This is a genomic window from Diaminobutyricimonas sp. LJ205 (assembly GCF_009755725.1).
Lineage (GTDB): Bacteria > Actinomycetota > Actinomycetes > Actinomycetales > Microbacteriaceae > Ruicaihuangia.
Window position 1 is genome coordinate 2,788,703 of record NZ_CP046619.1, and the last position, 25,825, is coordinate 2,814,527.

Below are 25,825 nucleotides of genomic sequence, written 5' to 3' on the forward strand. Positions count from 1 at the left end.
TCACATTGCGAGATAGGCCTCTCGCACTCGTTCGGATCCGAGCAATTCATCCCTTGTGCCAGAGGCCACAACCGTGCCGCCTTCGAGCACGTATCCCCGCCCGCAGATCTCCAGAGTGCGATGCACGTTCTGTTCGACGATGAGGACCGCCACGCCTAGTTCGTGAACTCGAAGGATGAGGTCGAACATGTCGTCGACGATGATCGGAGCCAGCCCCAGCGACGGTTCATCCATCAGCAGGTATTGGGGATCGGCCATCAATGCACGCCCGATGGCCACCATTTGCTGTTGGCCGCCGGACAAAGTTCCCGCTGGCTGATCAGCCCGATCGGCGAGTATCGGAAACAGTCCGTGGACCTTCTCAAGCCGTGACCGCACGATCGCCTTGTCCCGCGTGGTGAATGCCCCGAGCCCGAGGTTCTGCGAAACGGTCAGCTGGTTGAACAACCGGCGCCCCTCCGGCACCAGCGCGAGCCCGGCACTGACGAACTCGTGGGGCTTGCGTGCGGCGAGCGATTCCCCGTCGAGCAGGATCTCGCCTCGAGATACCGGTAGTACCCCGGCAATCGTGTTCACCAGCGTTGACTTGCCGGCACCATTTGCCCCGAGGACTGCAACGATCTCGCCCTTGTCCAAGGTGACGCTTACCGAATTCAGTGCCAGGGCTTCGCCGTAGTGCACCTGGATGTCTTTGACCTCAAGCATGTGACCGTCCTAGGTAGGCGTCGATGACATCATCCCGGCGAAGCACGTCGTCGGGCTCGCCCTCGGCGATGACAGTGCCCGACTGGAGCACCACCAAACGATCGCTCAGGCTCACCACGGCGCGCATGTTGTGCTCGACGAAGATCACGGCCACGCCGGTGTCGCGGATCTTCATGACCAGATCGATCGCCGACTCGATCTCTGAGGGGTTGAGCCCCGCGAGCACTTCGTCGAGCATGACCAGCCTCGGTCGACAGGCAAGGGCTCGGGCAAGCTCCAACTGCTTGCGCTGATGAAGAGTCAGGTGCTCAGCGGTCACATGTGCCCGCTGGGCGAGCCCCACGAATTCGAGCAGTTCCATGGCCTGGTCATCGGCCCGCCCGCGGGGCCCGCTGCGACCGAAGTACCCGCCGATTGCCACGTTCTCGAGGGTGGTGAGCGTGCTGAACGGACGTGGCACCTGATACGTCCTGGCCAGTCCGGACTCCGCTATCTTGTGCGGCACCATGGTGTCGATGCGGGCGCCGCCGAAGACGGCACGACCGCCGTCCAGGGGAAGGTACCCGGACAGCACGTTGATCAAGGTCGACTTTCCCGAGCCGTTCGGGCCGACCAGTCCGACGATCTCGCCCTCGCGCACCTCGAGGTTGACTCCGTTCAGGGCACGCAGGCTGCCGAAGACCTTGACGACCTCCGACACCGAGAGAATGACCTCAGCCGACATGCGCCACCTCTTTCCGTCGTGGCCGAAGTCTGCGCCAGATCGTGGCGGGCACCAGCAGGACGGCAAGGGTCACGAGCATCCCGATCAGCAGTGCGTCAACGAAGCCCCCAACGGCGCCTGTCACGCTCAGAATCGTCACTACCGCAACCAAAGTCACCGCGCTCAGGACGGGCACTTTCTTCCATTGCTCGTAGATGCCGCCATCGAAACGCACGACCACGAGAATCAGCACCGCCCCAGTGAGAATCTGGCTGAGCTCGCTGACCCCGATCCCGGTGAGCCTGTCGCTCAGCGTGTACATGAGCACCGCACCGATGATCGGCCCCAGCCAATGCCGCCGGCCGCCGACGAGCGCCATGAGTACGACGAATACTGACACCTCGATGCCGTAGGTGGTCTCCGGCTCGATGTAGGCGACCATCACGGCGTTGAGCGCGCCGGATGCGCCGGCGATCGCCGCGGCGATCACCAGAGCCGTGAGCTTGTACCGGAAGGTCGGCACTCCGATCGTTTCGGCGACTCGCTCGTCATCCCGAATCGCGAAGAGGCCCTTTCCGAACCGCGAGCGTTGAACCGCGATCGCGGTGATCACCGCGACGATCGCCAAGGCCAGCCCCAGGTAGTAGAGCATGTCGTTGAACGATCCCATCCAGTCCGGATAGCCGACGTCGCCGACGATGAGGACTCCCCCGCCGCCGATGGCGTCCACGTTCCGAACCAGCACGCCGAGCGCGATCGCCAGCGCGAAGGTGAAGAGCGCGAACACCTCATGCGCAAGGCCCCGACGGAAGATGATGTAGCCCAGTCCGAGGCCTAAGAGGCCAGCCAGGAGTGCGCCGACCCCGATCAGCGCGAAGATCGAAAGACCCTCGGTGCCGGCGAGATTGGCGGTGACATACATGCCGGTGCCGTAGAAGGCAGCGTGTCCGAAGCTCAGGTATCCGGAGTATCCGCTGAAGATGTTCCAGCTGGTCGCCTGAGTGATCCAGAAGAAGACCGTGTAGCCGAAGATCAGGTAGTACGCACCGATTCCGAACAGGTCATGGAGGGTCGGGATTGACAGCAGCCCGGCTACGAGGATCACTCCGGCGGTGAGTCCGCGCCAGTGCCAGGACTTCCGTGGCGCCAATCCTGGGGTCGCGATGGGGGGAGCTTCCTGGAGTCGTGTCATGAGCCGCTCACCGCCACAGTCGGGCGGAACATGCCGTTAGGCCGGAAAAGGATTACGAGGACAAGGACCGCGAGCGCCACGAGCTGTGCGAGCGAGGGGCTCGCGAACTGCCGTGTGAACGATTCGACGAGGGCCAGGACCAGGGCGGCGACGCTCACTCCGACCGGGTTTGCCAGACCGCCGAGCAGCACAATGGCGAGGGTGATCGGAACCCAGGCGAGGGCTGCCGAGGGCGACAGCGCGTTCATCGTGCCAATCAACGATCCGGCAACCGCGACGGCGGCACCGCTGATCACGGCGATGACATAGCCGAGGCGTGGCGCATTGATGCCGAACGCCGCTGCCATCGACGGATCCTGTACGCCCGCCCTGATCGCGAATCCGTATCGGCTGCGGTTCAGCAGCCACCAGGCGGACCCGCAGAACAGTATTGCTGCGATCAACCCGAACAGCTGTACCGAGGGGATGGTGAACCCGCCGAGCCAGATCACGGCCTGGGCCCACGGATTCGCCGAGGCCGGAATGCGCACGAGGTCTTGTGTCCAGTAGAACGCGATTCCCGCTTCAATGACGAGAAGCAGCCCGAAGGTCGCGATGAGCGTTCCAAACACGCCCATGCGCGTCTTCGCGACGAACCACTGCAAGCCGACGGCCAGCAACACGCCAAGCGGCACGGTGATCAGCAGGGTCAGCAGCGGATCGACCGCCATCTTCGCCGAGAACTCGTACGTGAGATATGCCGACAGGAAGGCGAAGCCGAAGTGCGCGAAGTTGATCGTCCGCAGCAGTCCCCACGTCAGCGAGAATCCGAGCGCGAAGGTCGCGTAGAGGCCGCCCAATAGGAGGCCCGAAATGATGGTCTGTAGTACTTGGTGCACCGATTCTCCCGTCACGCTCAGCGGAATCGGTGGGGGTCCGGTTGGACCCCCACCGGTTCACTACCGAATTGCGCGCCCGTCGGTCGCGACCTTCGAGGGGTATACGACGTAGAACTCGCCATCCTGGACCTGCTTCAGGTAAGCGAGGTCGCCGTAGTAGTTGTTCTGCGTCGGGTCGAAGTCGATGCCACCCAGCACGGTCTCGATTTCATTTCCCAGGAGGTACTCGCCGATACCCTTCTGGTCCAGGCACTCGCAGCCTTCGACGCCGGCGACGATCGTCTGCCAGCTCGCCCACGAGAGCGCAGCCTGAATCTCGGGCGCCGTGTAGGCGAGACCGGCGTCCTTGGCGGCAGAGACGTACCGGTCGACCATGATGTCGGCACCGGTGTTCGACATGAAGGGCTCATGCGGCTCGAACATGGTCATAGTCGTGGCGCCTTCGACGAGGTCTCCGGCGCTGAGCAGGAGCCCGGGCGCCGGGAACAGGTGGAACTGGTGCCGTGGCTCCCAACCCACCTGCGAAAGAGCGGTCAGCAGGGCCGGCGAGTCGCCGCCCAGGGCTCCGACCCACAGGAGATCCGGGTCGGCGTCCTTGATGCGCTGGGCAATGGGCGCCCAGTCCGTGTTGCCCTGCGGGAAATCGAGTTCAAGGACGACATCCAGCCCGCGGTCCTTGGCGATGTCGATCGCGCCCTTCTCCTCCTCGTGCCCCTTGGCGATGAAGCCGGATGCCGGGTTCTCGTTGACCACGAACGCGACGGTCTTGGGCGCGTCGGAACCGAGTTCTTCGTAGGCGTCGAAGATCGTCGTCGGCATCGTCGAGCTGGAGTTTCGACCGGAGGCGAAGAGCGGGAAGTGCCACTTGTAGTCGTACGCATAGGTCAGGGTGGCGCTGTGGTGCGGGAAGACCATTTCGTTGCGCTCGGCGATGTCCATGGCTGCGGTGATGTTCGCGGTGCCGTAGGGCCCGATGAGCAAGTCGACGTTCTCTTGCGAGATGAGGCGCGTGTATGCCGCTGCCGATGTCTGCGGGTTGGATTCGTCATCCAGGAGCACCCACTCGACTTGGCGTCCCAGCAGGCCGCCGTTCTCGTTCAACCATTCGACGAACTGCTCGCCCGCAACCTTGTGGATCGCGCCGGTTGGGGCGAGCGGTCCGCTCAGCGCAAGCGTGCCGCCGATCCGGATCGGTTCGGTCGAGTTGCCGCTTGGGCTGCTGGGCGGTGCTGATGTGCATCCGGCCAACAGTGCTATCAGAGTTGCGGCGGCAGCTGCCGCCGCGAACTTGGTCCTCGCCATTGAGTAAACCTTTCTCGTGGTCGACATCGCCGTCGACGCAGTCTCGTTATCGATATTGATTGCTTGATACGTTGCGAAATGTGGCGTTAGGGGTTGAGAGGCCCGCGGATGAGAACACGTGTGTGTTCGCCCCCTGAAACGCCCCCCGTTGAATCGCGCCTGGCTTGCGGGTTGTTCACATCGCGGACGTCGGGACCGAGCACCGATTTCTTATAGTGAATATAATGAATGTAATGACATTACGAATTTTCTCGCCGCATTGTCAAGCGAGTCCCGGAGATCTCTGGGATTCCCGATTCGCCTACCGCCAAATTGACCTGAGCGGCCGCACTCACAGATGACCGCGGGAATCTCTGTGTGATCGACACGACGACCTGCGAAGCCGTCCTGGAGGTCGAGGCATCCTCCCGCAGAAGTGCAAGAGGTCCTCTACGCCTCTTCAGGACCGCCAGCCAACCAAATTCCTTGCGCCGGTCGACGACAGATCAGCGTGCGGTGACCTTGCCGGTGAGCTTCGCGATCGGGGCGAGCACCAACGGGCGGGCCGCGATCCAACCGGCGACAATTATGAGCAGCGAGACGAAGAAGATCCAGAACCCGGCCCAGTTGACGACATCGGTGCCGTCATACATGTGGTTCAGGTTCCGCAGCGCCCCCGTCGCGAACACGAGCGCGACGTGCACGATGATGAACGCCACGAAGTACAGCATCACCGGGAAGTGGATCGCCCGCGCCCACTCGACCGGGTACACCCGGTTCAGCGTCTTCGCGTTCTTCGGCCACAGGCCAGACATCCGCACGCCGGTGAGCGCTGCCAGCGGCGCGGCGATGAAGACCGTGATGAAGTACATCAGCTGTTGAAGGCTGTTGTAGTTCACCCAGCCGTTCTCGGTCGGCCAGTCCAGCGACACGTATTGCAGCATCGCGGAGAGGGCATTCGGGAACACCTCCCAGCTGGTCGGGACGATTCGCATCCAGTGCCCGGTGACGAACAGCATCACCACGAAGATGACACCGTTGAGAAGCCACAGGATGTCGAGTGACTGGTGAAACCACAGTGCCAGGCTGATCTTGCCCTTGCCGTTCTTCGACCACTTCGGCGTCCAGAACGCGCTTGGCCGTTTCTCGGTGCGCACCTGCAGCCCGGAGCGGATGATCAACACCATCAGGAACACGTTGAAGAAGTGCTGCCATTGCACCCACGCCGGGAAACCGGGGGTCGCGGTCTCGGGAAGGTGATATTCGCCGGGGTAGGCCGTGAGGAAGTCCTGCATGAACGGCAGGTTCAAGAACCAGGCCGCGGAGACCACCACCACCATCGCCGCGAACAGCAAGGCGAAACCGCCGATCGTGGCGATACCCATCAGCTGTCCACGGGTGTAGACGCCGAACCGTCCGGGCTGCCGGGCAGGCAAGGGCTTCGGTTTGGAGCGGGCCTGCGATGTGGCGGCCGCCGGCGTGGTCGAGAGTGCTGACGTGGTGGGGCGTGCCAGCGGGGCGCGCACTGGCTGTTCCGCAGTGGGAGTCGGAGCCAGCACCGCCAGTGCTACCTCATCCGCTGCTGCTGTTGACAGTCCCCCGGATGCGCCAACAATGCGCGCGGGTGCGAAGCCCGCAGGCGGCCACGGCTCGCTGCCCTTCGCGCGCGGAAGGCCGCGCCGGAGGGGACGATCGGATGCCGCGGCGGTAGGAGCCGCGGCGACCGGCCCTGCGAGCACGACCGGGCTCGTCGCGGCGATGGGAGCCGGTGCGGCGGTGTTCGGATCCGCGTCCGGAGTCGATGTGGCGGCCGTCGGCGCCGCGGCCTGCTCCATCTCGCTAAGCCCGGTCACCGGCTCTAGAGTCAACACCGACGAAGTCGCCGCGGCAGCGGCCGACATCACCACCGGTTGCTCGGGTGCTCCCGCCTCAGCGATGCGCACAGCATCCACGGCCGGCGCGTCGCCGGCAGGTGGCCAGGGTTCACCGCCGGGCCTCCGCGGGAGACCTCGGCGTATCGACCGCACCTGCGTCGCCATCGCCCGCTACTCCTTCTTCGTGTCGATGGCAGCGATCAGCTGTGGCACAACGGTGAACAGGTCGCCGACGACACCAAAGTCCGCGATCTCGAAGATCGGGGCATCCGCGTCCTTATTTATAGCGACGATCGTCTTTGCCGTCTGCATGCCGGCACGGTGCTGGATCGCCCCTGAGATGCCGAGCGCGATATATAGCTGTGGCGCGACCGAAACTCCCGTCTGTCCAACCTGATGGGACTGAGGGATGTAGCCCGCGTCGACCGCTGCCCGGGACGCACCCACGGCCGCGCCAAGCGTGTCCGCGAGTTGCTCAACAAGAGCGAACTTCTCTTGGGATCCCAATCCGCGCCCACCGGACACGACCTTCGCCGCTCCACGCAACTCGGGACGGCTCGAGGTCTCCACCACCGCGTCGAACGAAACGATGGATGCCGCAGGCTTGCCCGATGTAACCACCGACAGCGTCTCCACGGTGGGGGTGGACGCTTCGGCGCGGGCGTCGATCGACCCCTGTCGCACCGTGATCACCGGCGCCCCCCAGGTGACCGCGGAGTCGACGTTGTAAGCGCCGCCATAGACCGAGTGGTGAGCGACGATCCCTTCCGCATCCCGGGAGACCCCGATCGCGTCGACGGCGAGCCCGGACCGGGTGCGGGCGGCAAACCGGCCGGCGACATCCCGACCTGCGACCGAGTTCGAAATCAGCACCGCGTCCGGGCGCACCGCGTCCACGGCGGCCACGAGCGCATCGACCACCGGCACCGTCAAGCTTCCCGTGTCAGCGGCCTCAGCCACCACCACGTTCGCGGCGCCCAGGGCGCCCGCCGCATCCACCGCGGCAGCTCCCGCACCGGGTTCGGTCACCACCAGCGCAACCGGTGTGCCGATCTGGGCGGCTGCGCCGAGCAGGCCCGCCGCGCTGCCCGCTAGTCCGCCGGAAGGGGTGAGCTCGACGAGGACGAGAATGGATTCTGCTGCGTACTCGGTCATGATCTCGGTCCTCACACCAGTCGATTCTGCCGGAGGAACTCGGCGAGCTGCTCGCCCGCGTCGCCCGCATCGACAATCTTCACGCCCGCCTCACGGGCGGGCTTCTCCGCGATCGCGATCAGGATCGACCGCGCGACCTCCGGGTCATCCGGATCGATGTCCAGGTCCGCGAGGGTCAGCGTCTCGAACGGCTTCTTCTTCGCCGCCATGATCCCTTTGAAGTTGGGGAACCGCGCATCCGGCAGCGCCTCCGTGATCGACACCACGGCAGGCAGGGGTGCGCTCACCTGCATCGTGCCGTCATCCGTCGTGCGAACCCCGGTTACGGCGTCCGCAGCGATCTCGATCGACGTCAACGAGGTCGCCTGGGGCACACCGAGCAGTTCCGCGACCATCGCGGGAAGCACGCCGCCCGTCCCGTCTGTGGACAGGTTTCCCGCGATCACCAGATCGAAGCCGGTGCGCTGGATCGCCGCGGCGAGCACCTGTGCGGTCAGCCCCAGATCCGCCCCGCGTAGCGCCTCGTCGGCAACCTGCACCGCCGATGTCGCTCCCATCGCGAGTCCCTTGCGCAACGTCGCCGCCGAGCTGTCCGGTGCCATCGACAGCAGCACCACCTCGGTGTCGGCGTTCTTGTCAGCGAAGGCGAGCGCCACTTCGAGCGCGCGCTCCCCGATCTCGTCGAGAACAACCTCGCCCGCCCCGCGGTCCGCGAGCCCCGTCTCGAGGTCGAGCTTTCGAGCCCCGTATGTGTCGGGAACTTCTTTCACCAGCACGATGATCTTCATCGATATCTCCTCACGCCGCCTTGTTCCGGGGCGACTTTCCCAACACACCCTTACGGCTCTTCACTACTCCCATCCGCCGACACCGAGGCTGGACGGACAACCGCTCGAGGTGGTCACTTCACTCGTAGGACCAGCGCTTCGCCCTGTCCGCCCCCTCCGCAGAGGGCGACGACGCCCGCACCCCCACCGCGCCGCTTGAGCGCATACGCGAGGTGAAGGGCGAGGCGTGCGCCGGATGCGCCGACGGGGTGGCCGAGCGCGATCGCTCCACCGTCAACGTTCACGATGGCTGGGTCGATGTCCAAGTCATCGGCTGATTGCAGCACGACAGAGGCAAACGCTTCGTTGATCTCTACGACGTCAAGGGCCGCGACGGCGGTGCCTTCTTTGGCCAACGCCTGTTTGATGGCGTTCGCTGGCTGCGAGTGCAGCGACCCGTCGGGCCCCGCCACTTGGCCGGACGCACCGATCTCGGCGATCCATTCGTAGCCGTTCTCGATCGCCCAATCCTTGCTGGCGACGACAAGTGCGGCTGCGCCGTCGGTCAGCTGAGATGAGCTGCCAGCCGTGATTGTGCCCGCTGCGCGGAACGCGGGCCTGAGCCGGGAGAGGCTCTCGCTGGTGGTGTCGGGCCGGATGCCGTCGTCCTCACTGACGAGCACGGGCTCACCGCGCCGTTGGGGAACGCTGATCGGAGCGATCTGTTCTGCGAACACCCCGGCAGCGCGAGATCGGGCCGCGCGTTGGTGGGAAGCGGCAGCGAAGGCGTCCTGCGCTTCACGGCTGATCTTGCGGGTGGCGTTACCGTCATCGGTCGCTTCGCCCATGATCAGTTTCTCGAACGGGTCGACCAGTCCGTCGTAGTTGATGGCGTCTTCGAGTTGCTGACTGCCGTAAGGGTGGGCCTTGCGGGAGCCGAGTAGCAGGTGTGGAGCGTTGCTCATCGATTCTTGGCCACCGGCTACGACGACCCGAGCGTCGCCTGCTCGGATCAGGCGGGCGGCGTCGATGACGGCGGTGAGGCCAGAGAGGCAGAGTTTGTTGATCGTCACCGTCGGCACGTCCCATCCGATACCGGCGCCGATGCTGGCCTGGCGGGCTGGGCCCTGGCCGCTTCCAGCCTGAATGACTTGCCCCATGATCACGGCGTCGATCGCCTTCGCGGGCACTCCGCCCGCCTCGAGCGCCGCCTTGATGGCGTGCGCGCCCAGCTCGGAGGCAGTGATCGACGCGAGTGATCCGTTGATTTTGGCGAACGGGGTGCGGGCGCCGCTGATGATGACCGCGGTGTGGTTCTGAGTGCTCATTCTTCCTCTTTCACGAGTAGTGACTCCACCTGTCAGATGTTCTGGACTCCGGCGAGCAGCTGACGCGCCATCACAATCCGCTGGACCTGGTTCGTGCCCTCATAGATCTGAGTGATTTTGGCGTCTCGCATCATCCGCTCCACCGGGAAGTCTCGGGTGAATCCGTAGCCGCCGAGGAGTTGGACGGCATCCACGGTCACTTTCATCGCGACGTCGGAGGCGAAGGCTTTCGCCGCCGCTCCGAAGAAGGTCAGGTCGTCGTCGCCGCGCTCGGATCGGCCGGCGGCGGCATAGGTCAGCTGTCGCGCTGCCTCGATTTGCATGCCCATGTCGGCCAGCATGAACTCGACCCCCTGAAATTCCGCGATCGCCTTGCCGAACTGCTTGCGCTCCTTGACGTAGCCGAGCGCGTAGTCGAGCGCCCCCTGCGCAATGCCAACCGCCTGGGCCGCTATCGTGACGCGCGTGTGGTCGAGCGTCTGCATCGCAATCGCGAATCCGTTCCCTTCCTCACCGATGATCCGGTCCGCGGGGATCCGCACGTCGTCGAAGTAGACCTCGCGGGTCGGTGAGCCCTTGATCCCCAGCTTCTTCTCCGGAGCGCCGAACGAGACTCCCTCGTCGGACTTCTCCACGACGAAGGCGCTGATCCCCTTGCTGCCCTTGTCCGGATCGGTCCGGGCAAGCACGGTGTAGTACTCGGAAACGCCGGCGTTCGTGATCCAGCGCTTGACACCGTTGAGGACCCACTCCCCACCGTCGCGCACGGCACTCGTCTTCTGGTTTGCCGCGTCGCTTCCTGCATCCGGCTCGGACAGACAGTAGGAGAATCCGCCCTCGCCTCGGGCCAGCTTGCCCAAGTACCGCGCCTTGAGTTGCTCGTCGCCGCCGAGCTGGACGGGGAGGGAACCGAGCTTGTTGACGGCTGGAATGAGGGAGCTCGACGCGCACGCGCGCGCGACCTCCTCAACCACGATGACGGTCGCCAGAGCGTCGGCTCCAGCGCCGCCGTACTCCTCCGGAACGTGGGGCGCATGCAGGTCCGCCGCGAGGAGGGCGTCCGCTGCCTCCTGGGGGAACCGCGATTGCTCGTCCACCTCGGCCGCGTATGGCGCGATCTTGGCGTCCGCGATGGCACGGACCGCCTCGCGAATCGCTCGGTGCTCGTCGGATAATGCGTAGAGGTCAGTCATCGAATCACTCCAGTCGTGGTCGGAATAGCTGTCTGAGTTCGTAGTCGGGAGTCTGGTTGCCGTTCGGAAACCCCACGACTATCGAGGTAGGGGGTGACTCCGCCGAGCGCCCACGGGAAATTTGCACCCAGGATGAGTGCTTTATCGATGTCCTCGGCACGCTCGACGACCCCCTCTGCGAGCATCAGGCCGACCTCATCGGCAAGCGCATCGAGGATGGCGCCTGCAATCCCGTCGGCGAAGACGGCATTGTCGCGCCCACTCTTCCGCGCCGGCAGAATCCGTGCCGCCTCCGCTGTCAGCGTCTTGTCGCTATTCAGCACCGCGCGTTGCCCGTCAGCGACCACCTTCGTCAGCCATACGGGGGTGGTGAATCGTTCCGGATACGCTCGGTGCATCGTCTCGTTGACGTGGAGCTGGATGGCTGGCCCCACGAAGTCGAGTAGCCGCAGCGGGCTCATCGGTAGTCCGAGGAAGTCAATTGCGTGGTCCACCACAAGCGGATCGGCGCCGTCGTCGATGGCCCTCAGCACTTCGTCGTACAGGCGCGCCAGCACGCGGTTGACGACGAAGCCGGGAGTGTCGGCTGATACGACCGCTTTGCGCTTGACCGTGTCAGCGAGGGCCAGAACGGTCGCCATGGTGACGCCGTCGCTCTGCCGCCCGCGAATGATTTCGACGAGCGGGACCGTTTGAACCGGGTTGAAGATGTGGAAGCCGATGAAGCGCTCGGGGTGCTGCAGAGCATCCGCCATGTCAGAGATCGACAGCGAACTGGTGTTCGTTGCCATGATCGCGTCGACGGTTACGTACTTCTCTGCGGCGGCAAGGGCCTCCTTCTTGACCTGCATGTCTTCGAAGACCGCCTCGATGACGAAATCGGCTCCGGCGATCGCGTCGAGGTTTCCGCTCGATGAGACGAGGGCTCCGAGCTGGTCTGCGTCCGCCCGAGCGAGTTCGCCTGCTGACGCCGCCGCATCGAGCTGGTCAAGGACAAGCTGCCGTCCGCGAGCAGCGCGTTCGTCGTCGAGATCGGTCAGTACTACCGGGATGCGGCCGAAGCGAACCAGCAGGGTAGCCAGCTGGCTTGCCATCAAGCCGGCCCCGATGACGGCTGCGCTCCGGATAGGCCGGACTTCGTTACCGGTCACTGCGGTCTTCATATCGGCCGGAAGACTGGAGCGCGAGCGAGAAAGGCCGTACGCGTACAGGCTCGCCTTCCCGGCATCGCTGAGCAGCAGCTCGGCGAAGAGGGCCGTTGTCGCCGTCTCTGCCTCGTCGAGTGTCTCGAGCCGGGCGGCATCGAGACGGCGCACAGCCGCTGCGGGCGCGGAGCTCACCGTGGGCCGGGAGCGTTCGAAATCCCGGTGCACCGATTCGAGCTGCGCCGCATACTCTCGATCACCCAACGTGCGGGAACGGCGACCAGCATCGTGCGTCGAAAGTCGCTCGGCCACCACCACGGGCCACGCCTCTGCCCAATCGGCAGCGGGGATCAACTCGTCGACCACACCGAGACGCTTCGCCTCGTCTGCGGTCATGCTGGCACCTCGGCGGGCGTCGCGGACCGCAACATCGTATGCAACCCGTGGGCCGGCCACGCGCGCGAGCTGATGGATGCCACCCCAACCCGGCACCAGCCCGAGCCGGACTTCCGGCAGTCCGATGGCGCGGGTGTCGCTTCGCGCGATCCTGTAATCCGCGAAGAGAGCGAGCTCGAGCGCTCCGCCGAGGGCGTATCCGGTAATGAGAGCGAAGCTGGGGGCATCCAACTCGGTGAGCCGACGGAAAGTCCGCCATCCCTGGACACCGAGCGCTAGTGCCTCTTCTCTTGTTTGCACGCCCGCCAGAGCGCTGATATCGGCTCCCGCCCCGAAGGACTGGGCGCTGCCGAGCAAGACGACGCTCTCGACATTGTGGGCAGCGATGTCATCGATGGCTTCGTTGAACGAGGCGAAGCGCTCAGGGCTCCAGATGACTGGCTTCAGGGAATGCGGGTCGCCCAGATGCACCAGTGCGCTCGGCGCGCGTCGGCCGGGCAGCACGCTGTATTCGACACGAACGTGGGACTCCATTGTCATGCGGTGAATGCCTTTCTTTGCCAAAGAGAATCATGAGACTGAGTCTCATGTCAAGAAACTGAGGTTCATCGGCGCTGTGCGACATCTCCCGAACGGTCTTCAGCGTAGATTTCAGACATGGCCGGTAAGGACTCATCAGCCGCGCAGTCGTCGCCAGACGTGACTGCTGCGGCCATTCATCTGCTTGCCGAACACGGGTACGACACGACTTCAGTCGACGAACTGGCCGATGCGCTCAAAGTCAGCCGGAGCACGTTCTTCCGGCGCTTCGGCACGAAAGAAGACATCGTCTTCGCAGACCACACCTTCTTGCTCGAGCGCCTGGGCGACGTGATGGCGACTGCTCACGGCGACGCGTTCGATGCGGTCAACAAGGGATGCCTCACGGTACTCGAATACCACCTGTCCCGACCAGAAGCGACGCTCGAACGAAGGGCCTTACTGCGCAGCAATCCCTCGCTTCGTGAGCGCGAACTGGTGATGTCGCATCGGTACGAACGCGTCTTCAGAACCCATCTGAGCGCTCAGTTGGGTGATGAATCCGCACGCGGGTGGGTTGCGAGCGCCTACGCGGCATCCGCGGTCGCAGTGCACAATGATGCTTTGCGCGCCTGGTTCGCAGACTCAGGAATCGATGCCCCGCGCCGCCTCAATGCGGACTTGTCCGAGCTCGCGCAGTCCTACCGCCGGAGTTCTGGGCCGCGTTCCCGATCACGCATCGTCCTGACCGCATACGAAACGGATGCACCGATCGAGACGGTCATGGCGAAGATCCGCCACGCGGTAGAGGGTTGAGGGCTTTCGCGCCCTCCTGAATAGCCAAACAGGACGTCGAGACACATCTCGAATGCGAAGGGCACGCTGAGATTGATTTGCAAGACGAGCGGCCATCAGACGGCGCTCCAGACCGCCTCGACGCCACCAGTAAGCTCAACGCTCCCATGCGAGTGGAGGTCCACTAAGTTCACCAACCGTTCACAGACGCTGTAAAATCTCTTAGGGTCATTCAGACCTTTACTCGAAGGGAGAGAGGCGGCTTGTGGACGGGCAGCACGAAGGCGTGTCACTGGCGGTATCGACCGTCATCTTCGCGCTGCGCCCGGACGAGCACACCGGTCAGCCGACACTCTCGCTCCCGCTGGTACGCCGCATCCGTGACCCGTGGAAGGGTCGCTGGGCACTGCCGGGCGGCCCGCTTGGCGTCTCCGAGGGGCTCGAAGCCGCGGCATCCCGGTCGCTGCGCGACACCACCGGGCTCGCCCCACGCTATCTGGAACAGCTCTACGCGTTCGGTGAACCGGACCGGTCACCCGAGCACCGGGTGGTCTCGATCGTGTACTGGGCACTGGTGCATCCGCGCGAGGCGGAGCGTGCCGAGATCGGTGAGAACGTGCGCTGGTTCGCCGCCGACGACCTCTATGACCTGGCCTTCGACCACAACACCATCGTCGACTACGCGCTCTGGCGGCTCCGGAACAAGATGGAGTACAGCCGCATCGCCCACGCCTTGCTCGGCGAGACCTTCACGCTGACGGAACTGCGGCACGTCTATGAGGCTGTGCTGCGTAAGCCACTCGACCCGGCGAACTTCCGCCGCCAGGTCGAGAAGACCCTCGTTCCCACCGACAGCGTCGTCACCGGCGGCCGGCACCGTCCGCCGCGCCTGTACCGCTACGACGACAGCGTGCAGATGACCGACCCCGGACCCCTTCCCTCCACCCTCCGAGGAAACTGACATGAGCTCGATCTCCCTCCCCATGCCGCGTCTCGAACCGCAAACCGCGACCTGCGCCCCCGAACTGGCCTCGCCGCCGTGGACGTTCGACAGCGCACCCGGTTACGGCCCAGGCGCATCGATGGGCGATGTCATCCCGACCGGTGCACCGCGGCAGGGCGCCCTGCCCGAGGAGTACCGGACCGCATCAGCCGACGAGCTGGACCGCCGCGTCATCGCCGCGAAGTCGCGACTCGGCGACCGGGTGGTGATCCTCGGGCATTTCTACCAGCGCGACGAAGTGGTGCGGCACGCAGACTTCGTCGGCGACTCCTTCCAGCTGGCGAACGCTGCACGTACGCGCCCGGATGCCGAGGCCATCGTCTTCTGCGGCGTGCACTTCATGGCCGAGACCGCCGACATCCTGGCGCATCCCGGCCAGTCGGTGATCCTGCCGAACCTCGCCGCCGGCTGCTCGATGGCCGACATGGCCGACATCGACTCCGTCACCGAGTGCTGGGAGCAGCTGGAGGCGCTGTACGGCACCGAACCGGATGCTGCGGGCCGAGCGCCGGTGATCCCGGTCACCTACATGAACTCATCGGCAGCGCTGAAGGCGTTTTGCGGCGAGCACGGTGGCATCGTGTGTACGTCGTCGAACGCCGAGACCGTGCTGGACTGGGCGTTCGAACGCGGTCAGCGGGTGCTGTTCTTTCCCGACCAGCACCTCGGCCGGAACACCGCCAAAGCCATGGGCGTCTCCACCGACCTGATGCCGATGTGGAACCCGCGCAAGCCGCTCGGCGGCAGCGACGAGAAGACGCTGACCGACGCTCGCGTGATCCTCTGGCACGGATTCTGTTCGGTTCACAAGCGCTTCAGCGTCGACCAGATCGACAAGGCGCGGCAGGAGCATCCCGGCGTACGCGTGATCGTGCATCCGGAGTGCCCGATGCCGGTCGTCGATGCGGCCGATGAAGCCGGCTCGACCGACTACATCCGCAAGGCGGTCGCCGGAGCGACCAAGCCGACGACCTTTGCGATCGGCACCGAGATCAATATGGTCGCCCGGCTCGCGGCCGAGCATCCCGAGCACACCATCTTCTGCCTCGATCCGGTGGTCTGCCCCTGCTCGACCATGTACCGCATTCACCCCGGCTACCTGGCATGGGTGCTCGAGGCCTTCGAACGCGGGCAGATTCTGAACACCATCCGGGTCGACGAGGCTGTCGCTGAGCCCGCCCGTGTCGCGCTGGAGCGGATGCTCGCTGCGGCGCCGAGGCGCTGACATGCGCGTCCTCGTTATCGGCAGCGGCATCGCCGGGCTCGTCGTGGCGCTGCGCGCCGCGGTGGAGCACGACGTCACCGTGATCACCAAGGGCGTGCTTGCCGACGGCTCGACCTGGCATGCGCAGGGCGGCATCGCGGCCGCGATCGGCTCGGACGACAGCGCCGGGCTGCACATCGCCGACACCCTGCGGGCGGCCGGCGGACTGGCCGACGCTGACCTGGTTTCCATCCTCTGCACCGAGGGCCCACGGCGGATCCGCGACCTGGTCGGAATCGGCGTGCGGTTCGACCGTGACGGTGCCGCGTTCGCACGCGGGCTTGAGGCGGCGCACTCTCGTGCCCGCATCCTGCACGCCGGCGGCGATGCCACCGGCCGGGCGATCCAGGGTGCCCTGATCCATTCAGTGCAGGATGCGCCGGTGCGGGTGCTCGAGCGCAGCATGCTCACCGAGCTCCGCAGCCACGGTGGACGAGTAAGCGGCGTCGAGGTCCTCACCGACGGCGGCCGGATTGAGTTGAATGCCGACGCGGTCGTGCTGGCGACCGGTGGAGGAGGCATGCTCTACCCGCACACCACGAACCCCGCAGTGAGCACCGGCGACGGGGTGGCAGCCGCACTGCGGGCCGGCGTTGCCGTGCGCGATCTGGAGTTCTACCAGTTCCACCCCACCGCGCTGGCAGTACCGGGATGCCCGCTTGTGTCCGAGGCGGTGCGCGGTGAGGGCGCGGTGCTCGTCGACTCTTCGGGACGCCGGTTCATGACCGGCGTGCACCCTGACGCCGAGCTCGCGCCGCGCGATGTTCTCGCCCGGGCGATCCATGATCGTGAACGCGAGACCGGCAACCCCGTACTGCTGGACGCCACTGCCCTCGGCCGCGCCTACCTGGAGAAGCGATTCCCCACCATCAGTGCCGCCTGCCGGGCGCACGGCTGGGATATCGCCGCTGAACCGGTGCCGGTGACCCCCGCCGCGCACTATTGGATGGGCGGAATCGCCACCGACTCGCACGGCCGATCTTCGCTGCCGGGCCTGTTCGCGGTCGGCGAGGTGGCGTGCACCGGGGTTCACGGCGCGAACCGCCTCGCTTCGAACTCGCTGCTCGAGGCGCTGGTCTTCGCCTGGCGCTGCGCCGACGCGCTGGACGCCGTGTTGTCGCATCCTGCCTGGACTGCCGCCAGGCCCAGCGCGGCGGTGGCACGCACCGCGGCGGCGGCACCGGCCTTCACGCGCGCCACCCTGCAGTCGCTGATGGCCGAGCATGCGGGTCTGCGCCGCGACGGGCACGGCCTGGAACACGCTGCGGGAACACTCGATGCGTGGGCCGCGCAGCTTGCGGCGACGTCCGCATCGACCACCGTCGACCAGGAGGACCGCAACCTCCTCACCGTGGCGCGTGCGCTGGTCGGCGCGGCGCTGGCCCGCGAGGAATCCCGTGGTGCGCACTTCCGAACCGATTTCCCGGCGACCGCCGACTCAATGACCCGCGAAGGGGCACTGGCATGCTGACCGACTCCCGACTCGACGCCGTGGTTTCCGCCGCCCTCGACGAGGACGCTCCATGGGGGGACATCACCTCGACAGCGGTCCTCCCTGCCGCGGCCCAGGCGCAGGCGACGCTGACCGCGCGAGAGCCCGGTGTGCTCGCCGGCTCCGAAGCGTTCTCCGCGGCCATGCGACTGACGGATGCGGCTATCACGGTGGACTTCGCCGCGCGCGACGGCGACCGGTTCGACGCCGGCGACGAGCTCGCGCGCGTGACCGGTCCCGCGCGTTCGGTACTCACCGGCGAACGCGTCGGATTGAACCTAGTGCAGCGGATGTCGGGAATCGCGACCCTCACGGCGCGCTTTGTCGCCGCCGTCGCCGGGACCGGCGCGCGCATCGTCGACACCCGGAAAACCACTCCCGGGCTTCGCTTGCTCGAACGCCACGCGGTGCGCTGCGGAGGGGGCCACAACCACCGCTACTCGCTCTCAGACGCGGTCCTGGTCAAGGACAACCACCTGGCCGTGCTCACCGCCGGCGGACGGGACCTGACCGAGGCGTTGCGCGAAGTGCGCGAAAGGATCGGCCACACCACTCATTTCGAGGTCGAGGTCGACCGCATCGAGCAGATCGAACCGGTGATGGCCGCCGGCGTCGACACCATCATGTTCGACAACTTCAGCGTCGACCAGTTGCGCGAGGGTGTCGCCCTGGTCGCCGGCCGCGCGCTGATCGACGCCAGCGGCGGGGTGAGCCTCGACACGGTCGCCGCGATCGCTGCCACCGGAGTCAACGTGATCTCGGTCGGGGCCCTCACCCACAGCGCACGGGCGATCGACCTGGGCCTTGACATCCGAATCGACGCACCATGACCCGCACCCTCTATCTCGACCACGCCGCGACCACCCCGGTTCGGCCCGAGGTACTCGAGGCGATGTGGCCGCACCTGGCCGGTGGCTATGGCAACCCGTCGAGCACCCACGACATCGGGCGGTCGGCCGCGGCCGCCCTCGCCGATGCGCGCGAGCAGGTCGCCGCCGTGCTCGGCTGCCGGCCCACCGAGGTGACCTTCACCTCGGGCGGCACCGAGGCCGATAACCTGGCGGTCAAGGGCATTGCGCTCGGCCGCCCGCGTGGCAGGCACCTCGTCACCAGCGCGATCGAACACCCCGCCATCCTGGAAAGCTGCGAATACCTTGCCCGCATGCACGGCTTCGAAGTGAGCATCGTCGGCGTCGATGCATCCGGTCTGGTCGATCCGGCCAGCCTCGCCGCCGCGATGCGGGACGACACCACGCTGGTCACCGTGATGACCGCGAACAACGAGGTCGGCACGGTGCAGCCGATCGAGGCGATCGCAAATGCGGCCCGCGCTCGCGGCATCCCGGCGCACACCGACGCGGTGCAGGCGGCCGGATGGCTGGACGTGTCGATGCCAGCGTTGGCAGTGGACTCGGTCAGCCTGGCCGGGCACAAGATCGGCGCGCCCAAGGGCACCGGGGTGCTCGCCACCCGGGGCAGGCTGCCATTCGAGCCGTTGCTCCACGGCGGCGGCCAAGAGCGCGGCCGGCGCTCAGGCACCGAGAACGTCGCCGGCGCAGTCGCCTTCGCCACCGCGCTGCGTCTGGCCGAAAGGGAGCGCGAACAGGCGGCGGCGGCCAGCGCGGCCGTGCGTGACCGGTTCATCGGCCATGTGCTGCACCTGGTCCCAAATGCGCGGCTGACCGGGCATCCGGAACTGCGGCTGCCCGGCACCGCCTCGTTTGTCTTCCCCGGCGCGAGCGGTGAGGCAGTGCTGCTCGAGCTGGAAGCGCGCGCAGTCACCTGTTCAAGCGGATCGGCCTGCGCAGCAGGCCAGGACGATCCGTCACCGGTGCTCCTGGCAATGGGTTTCAGCGCCATGATCGCCACCACCTCGGTGCGATTCAGCTTCGGAGCGGAGACCACGACCGACGAACTGGACGCCGTGGCCGTGGCCGTAGGCCAGGCCGTGCATGCGGTGCAGAGAATAGGAATCGCTGGCTGAGCTGTCTGTGGCGGAACCGGCGCGTGGTGAGGCTCACACCATCTCACCGATGTTCCCCCTTACCGCTGCGTTACCGCTCGGATCGGGCCCGATAACAGAAACCCCCAGGTCCTTGAAAACACAAAAGTTCCGGGGGCTTCACAATGGCGGGTTGTTCTGAAAGCTGAGACGAGCTTACTCCCGACTGGCCACTCTCTTTCGCCCAGTTTTTTCGGCATCCTCCGCAGATGTGCAAGAAATCCTCCGCGTCGGCTGTCGCGTCAGAACGGGTTCCCCACTCAAGCCGCTCCGGAGCAGGAGCCGAGCGGAGGCGATCCTCGTCCTTGGATTTCGACTAACCGACAGGCGGACGCCATCCCGCGAATCAGCCTTTCCGAGGAGATTGATTGACGATTTGGCCGATGTGAGCTCGACTCAGGTCGCCAATCGTCGGCACGCCAAGAAGGCGCATGGTCCGCACGAGTTCGGTTCGCAGGATCTCGAGAGCTCTAGCGACTCCCTCTTCACCGCCGGCCATGAGACCGTACAGGTAAGCGCGCCCGATGAGGGCGAAGTCTGCTCCAGACGCGAGCGCCGCGATGATGTCGGCCCCGTTGCGGATTCCCCCGTCGTACATAATCACTGCGTCACGGCCGAGGCGGCGGCGGATCGCGGGTAGAGCATGCAGCGGCGCAATCGAGCGGTCCAGCTGGCGACCGCCGTGGTCTGACACAACAACTCCATCCGCCCCTATCTCGACGAGGCGCGCGGCATCGTCCGCGTCCAGTACTCCTTTGACTAGCAGGGCGCCCCGCCAATGAGCGCGGATCCAGACGATGTCCGCGTACGTGGTGCGAGAATCCATGATGCGCGTCGACAGGTCAGTCATAGCGAGGCTCGACACATGCTCGAAAGCGAATTTGTATGGCTCGGTCGTGAGGAAGTCGAACCACCAGCGAGGGCGGATGCTGGCATCGAGGACGGTTTTCAGCGAGATCGCGGGTGGAATCGTCATACCGTTTCGCACATCGCGCAGTCGGTTGCCCGCAACCGGACAGTCGACGGTCACCATCAGGGTGTCGTAGCCATGAGCGGCTGCGTCGTGCAAGAGGCGCTCGGTCAGCTCCCGGTCGCGGAACGGGTACAGCTGAAACCACTTCCGCGCCGTAGGAACCGCTGCCGCGAGCTCGCTCACCGACGTCGTGCCGACGGTCGAGAGCGTGTATGGAATTCCGGCGGCAGCGGCAGCACGCGCAACGGCTGGTTCACCCGCGGCGTGCATCATTCGCGTGAATCCCGTCGGGGCGCATCCGAACGGCAGGGCGGATCGCTGCCCCAGGATGCTCACGCTCGGATCAACGTCGGCGACGTCAACGAGCACACGCGGATGAAACTCGACAGCATCCAGTGCCGCGCGAGCGCGGGCGTCCCCTATCTCGTCGTCAGCTGCTCCGTCGGCGTAGTCGAACGGGCCCTTTGGAGTGTGGCGACGCGCGAGTCGGCGGATTTCGGCGATCGTATGGGCATGCTCGAGCGCGTTGAATTTTGGCTTCGCTGGTCGGAGAAACGGTGCGAGCTCGCCGAGCCGCGGCATCTGTCTCCGCATGCGGGTCATCGCGTGGCGGGCGGCTGCCAACGCAGGAGCCGACGTTCCAGCCCCTCGGTGAGCATGTTCAACACCGCGGCAATCACCATGAGAACGACGATGATCGCATACACCGTTGCAAGATCGAATACTCCTGCAGCGCGTGCGATCATCTGACCGACACCGCTCTCAGCCGCAATGAGCTCGGACGTGACAACTCCGAGAAGCGAGTAGATCAGCCCCAGTCGCACACCAGCCAGGATCGAGGGCACTGCGGCAGGGAGGACGACCTTGGTGATGACCTGGTATTTGGGTGTTCCGAGCGTCGCCATGAGCCGCAGTAGCTCCGGATCGGCCGCCATGGCTCCCGCTTCGGAATTGACCAGAAGCATGAACACGACAATCGTGAAAGCGAGGGCCACCTTTCCCTCGGTGTCCAGCCCGAATAGGATGATGAAAACGGGGGCGAGCGCGACGCGCGGTGTGGCGTTCAGTGCACTGATGAAGGGCGCGAGAACGCGCCGTACACGCGGCAGCATTCCAAGAATGAGCCCGAGCGGGATGCCGATGAGCATTGAGAGCCCCAGCGCCATGAACACAGCGGAGAGAGTCGACCACAGGTTTGGCCAGAGTTCGCCGGTCGCCATCAACTCGTACAGGCGCACAGCGACGTTGCCCGGACTCTGCACGACCACCGGTCGTCCGATCCCCAACACACTGAAACTCTGCCAAATCAGGAGCACCGCAGCGAGCACGGCGATCTGCCAGAGCAGGGTCACCCCCGGTGACATGCCGCCGTTGCCCCGGCTCTTCAGTTGGCGCGACGTGGGCGCGGTCTTGGGGATGGTCTTAGCGTCAGGCAACGACGTCGTCACGATTTCGCCTCTCAATGGTTGGCAGTTTGCGTATGTCTATGGGCCCGGGTGGCGGCGGAACTGGTCCGCCGCCACCCGGTGCTTATCAGCGCGGGTCGGATCCTGCGCAGACCGGCTCGACATGGTCGGCGTACGCCGGTTGCGCCACGTCGAGTGTGGCGAGAAGATCGTCGAGGGCCGCCCAGTCAGCCTTTGTGATAGCCGCCGTCGGGTAAGTGCCGGAATACGCGTCCCAGTACGCCTGGGCGACATCTGGGTCGAGGGCGAGCGAATCGACGAAGAACATGCCCATCGCCTTCGAGTTCGCCGGATCAGCGGCGTAATCGAATGCGTCCCAGACTGACTGGCAAACTGCCTTGACGACATCGGGGTGGGCGTCGGCGTACTCGCACGTCGTCCCGAGTGCGTGCTGCACGTACTTGCCGATCACAGGGTCGTCGCTGCCGCCCACGAAGTCCGTGAGCCGCGTGTACTCACTCTCGTCAAGGATCTGCAGCATTGGTGCGAACGACCATGTCGCATCGACTTGGCCCTCTTGGAAAGCGGCGATGGCTGATGCGACGCCGCCCGTCGCGACGAACGTGACATCATCGGGCTTCAATCCGGCTTCAGAAAGTACGTAGCGTGCGAGTTCCTCGCCCAGGGTGCCTAGCGCTGACACGCCGATCTTCTTTCCCTTGAGGCCGGCGAGGTTTTGGGGATAGGAGCCGGAGTCATCAAGACCGAGCTCGGGGCTCGCGATGAACTCGTAAATGTTACGCTGACCGGCCGTCAGATAGCGGAAGCACTCACCCTGCTCGACGAGCGGCCCCGTCGCCAGAGTGGTGAGCGAGCCGAACTGAGCTGTGCCGTTCAGGAGCGCGGCGACGATCTCTTTGCCCGAGACGACGTCGTAAGTCGAGTCGAGTTGGACGCCGCGATCCTCGGCGAATCCGCCGGTGAAGGCGAGTCTCTCCATCGCACTAGCCGGACCGCTTCCGAAAACCGCGATCGAGATCGGGTCGGCATTGATTGAACCCGAGGAAGCGCCCGAGGCGTTCGAAGTGTCAGCCGTCCCGGCCTCAGATGAGCATGCTGTGAGGGCGAGCACGGCTGCCAGAGCCGCGGCGCCAAATCTGATTGCGCGATGCATTGTCGATGATCTCCTTTGATTCTGTTGCAAGTCGCTGGCTCATTCAGTCACAGAACGAGTCCGGTGTCAAACGTGCGTTTGTTTGTTTGGTGGCTCAGCACTTCGGCGCTTCAGTGCAGCGCATTCGGAATTGCCGCGGGATCCAGCCGGATGTCGATGAGCCGTGGCCCCGGGGCCCGAACCGTCGTTAGCGCCGAGCGCAGGGCGTCAACGGATGCGACGGAGAACGCCTGAGCGCCCGCCGCCTCGGCAACCGCCGCGAATTCTGGCCACGGTAGAAGGGAGAGTTTGGGGTCCATCCCCCTGGCTTCAAACTGCACCCACTCCGCGCCGTAACCCCCGTCGTTCATGACGATCACCGTGATGTCCAAACCATGGCGGATCGCTGTCGTGAATTCCGCATAGCCACCCAGCATGTGCCCACCGTCACCGGTCACCAATGTGACGGGCGTGTCGGGAGCTGCCGCTGCGGCGCCGATCGCGTACCCCATGCCTAGCCCGATCGATCCGAAGTGGATGGTCGGTACAAGTTTTCGGGGATGCTCGATGTGAAGCGACTTCCACGCCAGCGGAAGGAATCGCCCTCCGTCGGTCACGAGGATATGTTCGGGCGGCAGCAGTTCGTCCATCGCGCGATAGGCCGCCATAATGTCAAGGGTGGTGTCGGCGGCGCCCGAAGCGGCCGGTTCGCCCCCATCGATGGCCGCCAGACCGGCTCGGAACGTCGTCGGCAGTATCTCCGCCTCTTCGATCAAATCGCACATGGCTCGCGCGACCTCAGCGGCGTCGCCGCCGACCAGCACCGCGCCGGGGATGTCACTGCGCGCGCGTGATGCGTCGACGTCGCAGACCACCACGCGCTTCCCCTTGAGAAGAGTGTCATGTTCGGTCGTGAAGCCGTTAAGGCTCGCACCGAACGCGATGACGCAGTCGCTCGCCGCGATCGCCTGCACACCGGCATCCGAGGACAGTCCACCGAACACCCCCACATCTGCCAGCATCCCGCGGAAGAGATCCTTCGCTCCAAGCGTCGTCGCCAACGGCGCCCCGAGCAGTTCAGCCAGGCGGATGAGCTGCTCGCGTGCCTCGATCCCGCCTCGACCGGCGAGCACAAGTGGACGTCGCGACGATCCGATGATCCCCAACGCATCGTCAAGATCCTGTTCGCGGGGCGGGGGCGGGGCGAACCGGCTCACCTCGCTCCCGGTAGCAGTCGGGATTGCGACATCCGCCCACATGAGCTCTATCGGCACGTTCAGCACGACCGGTCGCGACTCCACAGCAGCGATACGAAACGCACGTCGCACATCGGACTGCCATGTATCCGCCGACCTGATCTCGACGAAGGGTGCTTCAGCGACGGCGGCGACTGCCCGCTGGGGGACGTTCTGCAAATTGGACTCGTCAATGCGCGCGGTGTCGCCGGCGATCAGGACGATCGGCAGGCGGGCTCGCGCCCCCTCGATGAGCGCGGTGACAGTGTTCGTAAGCGCCGGCCCGTGAGTGACAGTGGCAACACCGACCCTTCCGCTCACACGGGCAAATCCGAGCGCAGCCAAGACGGCCGCCGTTTCATGCGCGACAGAGACGTAGCGTCCACCGTGCTCACGGACATAGCTGTCAACGAAGAAGAGATTGCCGTCGCCGATCAACCCGAAGAGCGAGTCGACCCCGGCACTCCGGAGGAACTCCGCGAGGGCGGCATGCAGCTTCACTTAGCCGCAGTTCCGTGGTCGACATCCTGGAGAAGGTGGTGCAGGCGCCGCTCGAGCGCCCGGAATTCCTCGGTGAAGGGAAGTTCGCTGGCGTCTCGCGGCCTAGAGAACGGCAGTTCCACATCCGCGACAACTTTTCCTCCGGTACCCATTACGACAACACGATCGCCCATGAGCAGGGCTTCGTTTAAATCGTGCGTCACGAAGACCACCGCGCTACGCTCCCGCTCCCACATCGCGAGGAACTCGCTCCGCACCGACTCACGAGTCTGCGCGTCGAGGGCAGCGAAGGGCTCATCCATGAGGATGAGCTTCGGCTGCGTAGCCCAGGTGCGTGCCAGAGCGACGCGCTGACGCATTCCCTGGGACAACTGCCACGGATACAGGGATTTGGCATGGCTGAGACCGAGACGATCGAGGAGGTTAATCGCGCGGCGGCGGCGTTCAGCGCGGGGAACCCCACGCACCTCGAGTCCGAGCTCGACATTACCGGTGGCGGTGCGGAAGGGCAGGAGCGCGTCGCGCGCGAACATGTAACCCAGCCGCGACCGCGCGGCCCGCGGTGTCGTACCCAAGACAGAGACACGCCCGCTGTTCTCGGTCAGCAGGCCGGCCAACAGATTGAGGACCGTCGTTTTCCCGCAGCCGCTTCGTCCGATCAGCACGAGGAACTCACCGGGACGCGCCTCGATAGAGAACTCGTCGAGGATGTTGCGGGATCCTCCCTCCGGAGTTGGGAAAGTCACAGTCACATCTGTCAGCGACATTCCCTCTGTCGCGGATTCGCGTGTGGCGGAAGACGTCATCGTCGTACCTCTCTTGGGCCGACCCTCATGGTTAGTGGTCACTGAGTGGTTAGCCAATC

Annotated in this window: 22 protein-coding genes; 6 read left to right on the forward strand and 16 right to left on the reverse strand. The window is 65.4% G+C overall.

Annotated elements, in window-relative coordinates:
- The 11 genes from GO591_RS13610 to GO591_RS13660 all read right to left on the reverse strand — a co-directional run bounded on the left by GO591_RS13610 (position 1) and on the right by GO591_RS13660 (position 13,157).
- Complete coding sequence (locus tag GO591_RS13610) at positions 1-705, reverse strand: ABC transporter ATP-binding protein (protein ID WP_157157315.1); 705 nt, start codon at positions 703-705, stop codon at positions 1-3.
- A complete protein-coding gene (locus tag GO591_RS13615) occupies positions 698-1,429 on the reverse strand; it encodes an ABC transporter ATP-binding protein (protein ID WP_157157316.1) in 732 nt (243 codons plus the stop codon). Before GO591_RS13615 ends, GO591_RS13610 begins: the two co-directional genes overlap by 8 nt.
- Positions 1,419-2,600, reverse strand: coding sequence for a branched-chain amino acid ABC transporter permease (locus GO591_RS13620; protein WP_157157317.1), 1,182 nt, complete (start codon positions 2,598-2,600; stop codon positions 1,419-1,421). The genes GO591_RS13615 and GO591_RS13620 overlap by 11 nt, the downstream gene beginning before the upstream one ends.
- A complete protein-coding gene (locus tag GO591_RS13625; protein ID WP_157157318.1) occupies positions 2,597-3,478 on the reverse strand; it encodes a branched-chain amino acid ABC transporter permease in 882 nt (293 codons plus the stop codon). The genes GO591_RS13620 and GO591_RS13625 overlap by 4 nt, the downstream gene beginning before the upstream one ends.
- 60 nt (positions 3,479-3,538) lie before the next feature.
- Entirely contained in the window at positions 3,539-4,780 is a 1,242-nt protein-coding gene (locus GO591_RS13630; protein ID WP_157157319.1) for an amino acid ABC transporter substrate-binding protein, read from the reverse strand.
- Positions 4,781-5,265: 485 nt separating this feature from the next.
- Positions 5,266-6,798, reverse strand: a complete 1,533-nt coding sequence (locus tag GO591_RS13635) for a cytochrome b/b6 domain-containing protein (protein ID WP_157157320.1) — start codon at positions 6,796-6,798, stop codon at positions 5,266-5,268.
- 6 nt (positions 6,799-6,804) lie between these two features.
- Complete coding sequence (locus GO591_RS13640) at positions 6,805-7,788, reverse strand: electron transfer flavoprotein subunit alpha/FixB family protein (RefSeq protein WP_157157321.1); 984 nt, start codon at positions 7,786-7,788, stop codon at positions 6,805-6,807.
- 11 nt (positions 7,789-7,799) lie between these two features.
- On the reverse strand, positions 7,800-8,576 hold the full coding sequence (locus GO591_RS13645) for an electron transfer flavoprotein subunit beta/FixA family protein (RefSeq protein ID WP_157157322.1): 777 nt from the start codon (positions 8,574-8,576) through the stop codon (positions 7,800-7,802).
- 113 nt (positions 8,577-8,689) lie between these two features.
- Complete coding sequence (locus tag GO591_RS13650; protein WP_157157323.1) at positions 8,690-9,883, reverse strand: acetyl-CoA C-acetyltransferase; 1,194 nt, start codon at positions 9,881-9,883, stop codon at positions 8,690-8,692.
- A 32-nt stretch (positions 9,884-9,915) separates the two neighbouring features.
- Positions 9,916-11,076, reverse strand: coding sequence for an acyl-CoA dehydrogenase family protein (locus GO591_RS13655; protein WP_157157324.1), 1,161 nt, complete (start codon positions 11,074-11,076; stop codon positions 9,916-9,918).
- The gene (locus GO591_RS13660) at positions 11,073-13,157 is read right to left on the reverse strand and encodes a 3-hydroxyacyl-CoA dehydrogenase NAD-binding domain-containing protein (RefSeq protein ID WP_157157325.1); all 2,085 of its coding nucleotides are present in this window, start codon (positions 13,155-13,157) and stop codon (positions 11,073-11,075) included. Before GO591_RS13660 ends, GO591_RS13655 begins: the two co-directional genes overlap by 4 nt.
- Positions 13,158-13,274: 117 nt before the next feature.
- On the opposite strand from GO591_RS13660, the gene GO591_RS13665 reads away from it, so the two are divergent.
- The 6 genes from GO591_RS13665 to GO591_RS13690 all read left to right on the forward strand — a co-directional run bounded on the left by GO591_RS13665 (position 13,275) and on the right by GO591_RS13690 (position 19,674).
- A complete protein-coding gene (locus tag GO591_RS13665; protein ID WP_157157326.1) occupies positions 13,275-13,952 on the forward strand; it encodes a TetR/AcrR family transcriptional regulator in 678 nt (225 codons plus the stop codon).
- Positions 13,953-14,196: 244 nt separating this feature from the next.
- Entirely contained in the window at positions 14,197-14,892 is a 696-nt protein-coding gene (locus tag GO591_RS13670) for an NUDIX hydrolase (protein WP_157157327.1), read from the forward strand.
- 1 nt (position 14,893) lies between these two features.
- Positions 14,894-16,159, forward strand: coding sequence for a quinolinate synthase NadA (nadA, locus tag GO591_RS13675; RefSeq protein ID WP_157157328.1), 1,266 nt, complete (start codon positions 14,894-14,896; stop codon positions 16,157-16,159).
- A 1-nt stretch (position 16,160) separates the two neighbouring features.
- Complete coding sequence (gene nadB, locus GO591_RS13680) at positions 16,161-17,669, forward strand: L-aspartate oxidase (RefSeq protein ID WP_157157329.1); 1,509 nt, start codon at positions 16,161-16,163, stop codon at positions 17,667-17,669.
- Positions 17,663-18,520 (forward strand): carboxylating nicotinate-nucleotide diphosphorylase, encoded by an 858-nt coding sequence (gene nadC, locus GO591_RS13685; RefSeq protein ID WP_157157330.1) that lies wholly within the window; start codon positions 17,663-17,665, stop codon positions 18,518-18,520. Before nadB ends, nadC begins: the two co-directional genes overlap by 7 nt.
- A complete protein-coding gene (locus GO591_RS13690; RefSeq protein ID WP_157157331.1) occupies positions 18,517-19,674 on the forward strand; it encodes a cysteine desulfurase family protein in 1,158 nt (385 codons plus the stop codon). Before nadC ends, GO591_RS13690 begins: the two co-directional genes overlap by 4 nt.
- Positions 19,675-20,038: 364 nt before the next feature.
- Here the strand turns inward: GO591_RS13690 and GO591_RS13695 are convergent, their stop codons facing one another.
- The 5 genes from GO591_RS13695 to GO591_RS13715 all read right to left on the reverse strand — a co-directional run bounded on the left by GO591_RS13695 (position 20,039) and on the right by GO591_RS13715 (position 25,766).
- Positions 20,039-21,289: an alpha-hydroxy acid oxidase gene (locus GO591_RS13695; protein ID WP_304506151.1), complete on the reverse strand. Its 1,251-nt coding sequence runs from the start codon at positions 21,287-21,289 to the stop codon at positions 20,039-20,041.
- Complete coding sequence (locus GO591_RS13700) at positions 21,265-22,113, reverse strand: ABC transporter permease (protein ID WP_157157332.1); 849 nt, start codon at positions 22,111-22,113, stop codon at positions 21,265-21,267. Before GO591_RS13700 ends, GO591_RS13695 begins: the two co-directional genes overlap by 25 nt.
- Before the next feature lie 85 nt (positions 22,114-22,198).
- Positions 22,199-23,071, reverse strand: a complete 873-nt coding sequence (locus GO591_RS13705) for an ABC transporter substrate-binding protein (protein ID WP_157157333.1) — start codon at positions 23,069-23,071, stop codon at positions 22,199-22,201.
- Between the two features lie 284 nt (positions 23,072-23,355).
- Positions 23,356-24,960: a thiamine pyrophosphate-binding protein gene (locus GO591_RS13710; RefSeq protein WP_157157334.1), complete on the reverse strand. Its 1,605-nt coding sequence runs from the start codon at positions 24,958-24,960 to the stop codon at positions 23,356-23,358.
- Complete coding sequence (locus GO591_RS13715; RefSeq protein WP_157157335.1) at positions 24,957-25,766, reverse strand: ABC transporter ATP-binding protein; 810 nt, start codon at positions 25,764-25,766, stop codon at positions 24,957-24,959. Before GO591_RS13715 ends, GO591_RS13710 begins: the two co-directional genes overlap by 4 nt.
- Between the last annotated feature and the right edge of the window lie 59 nt (positions 25,767-25,825).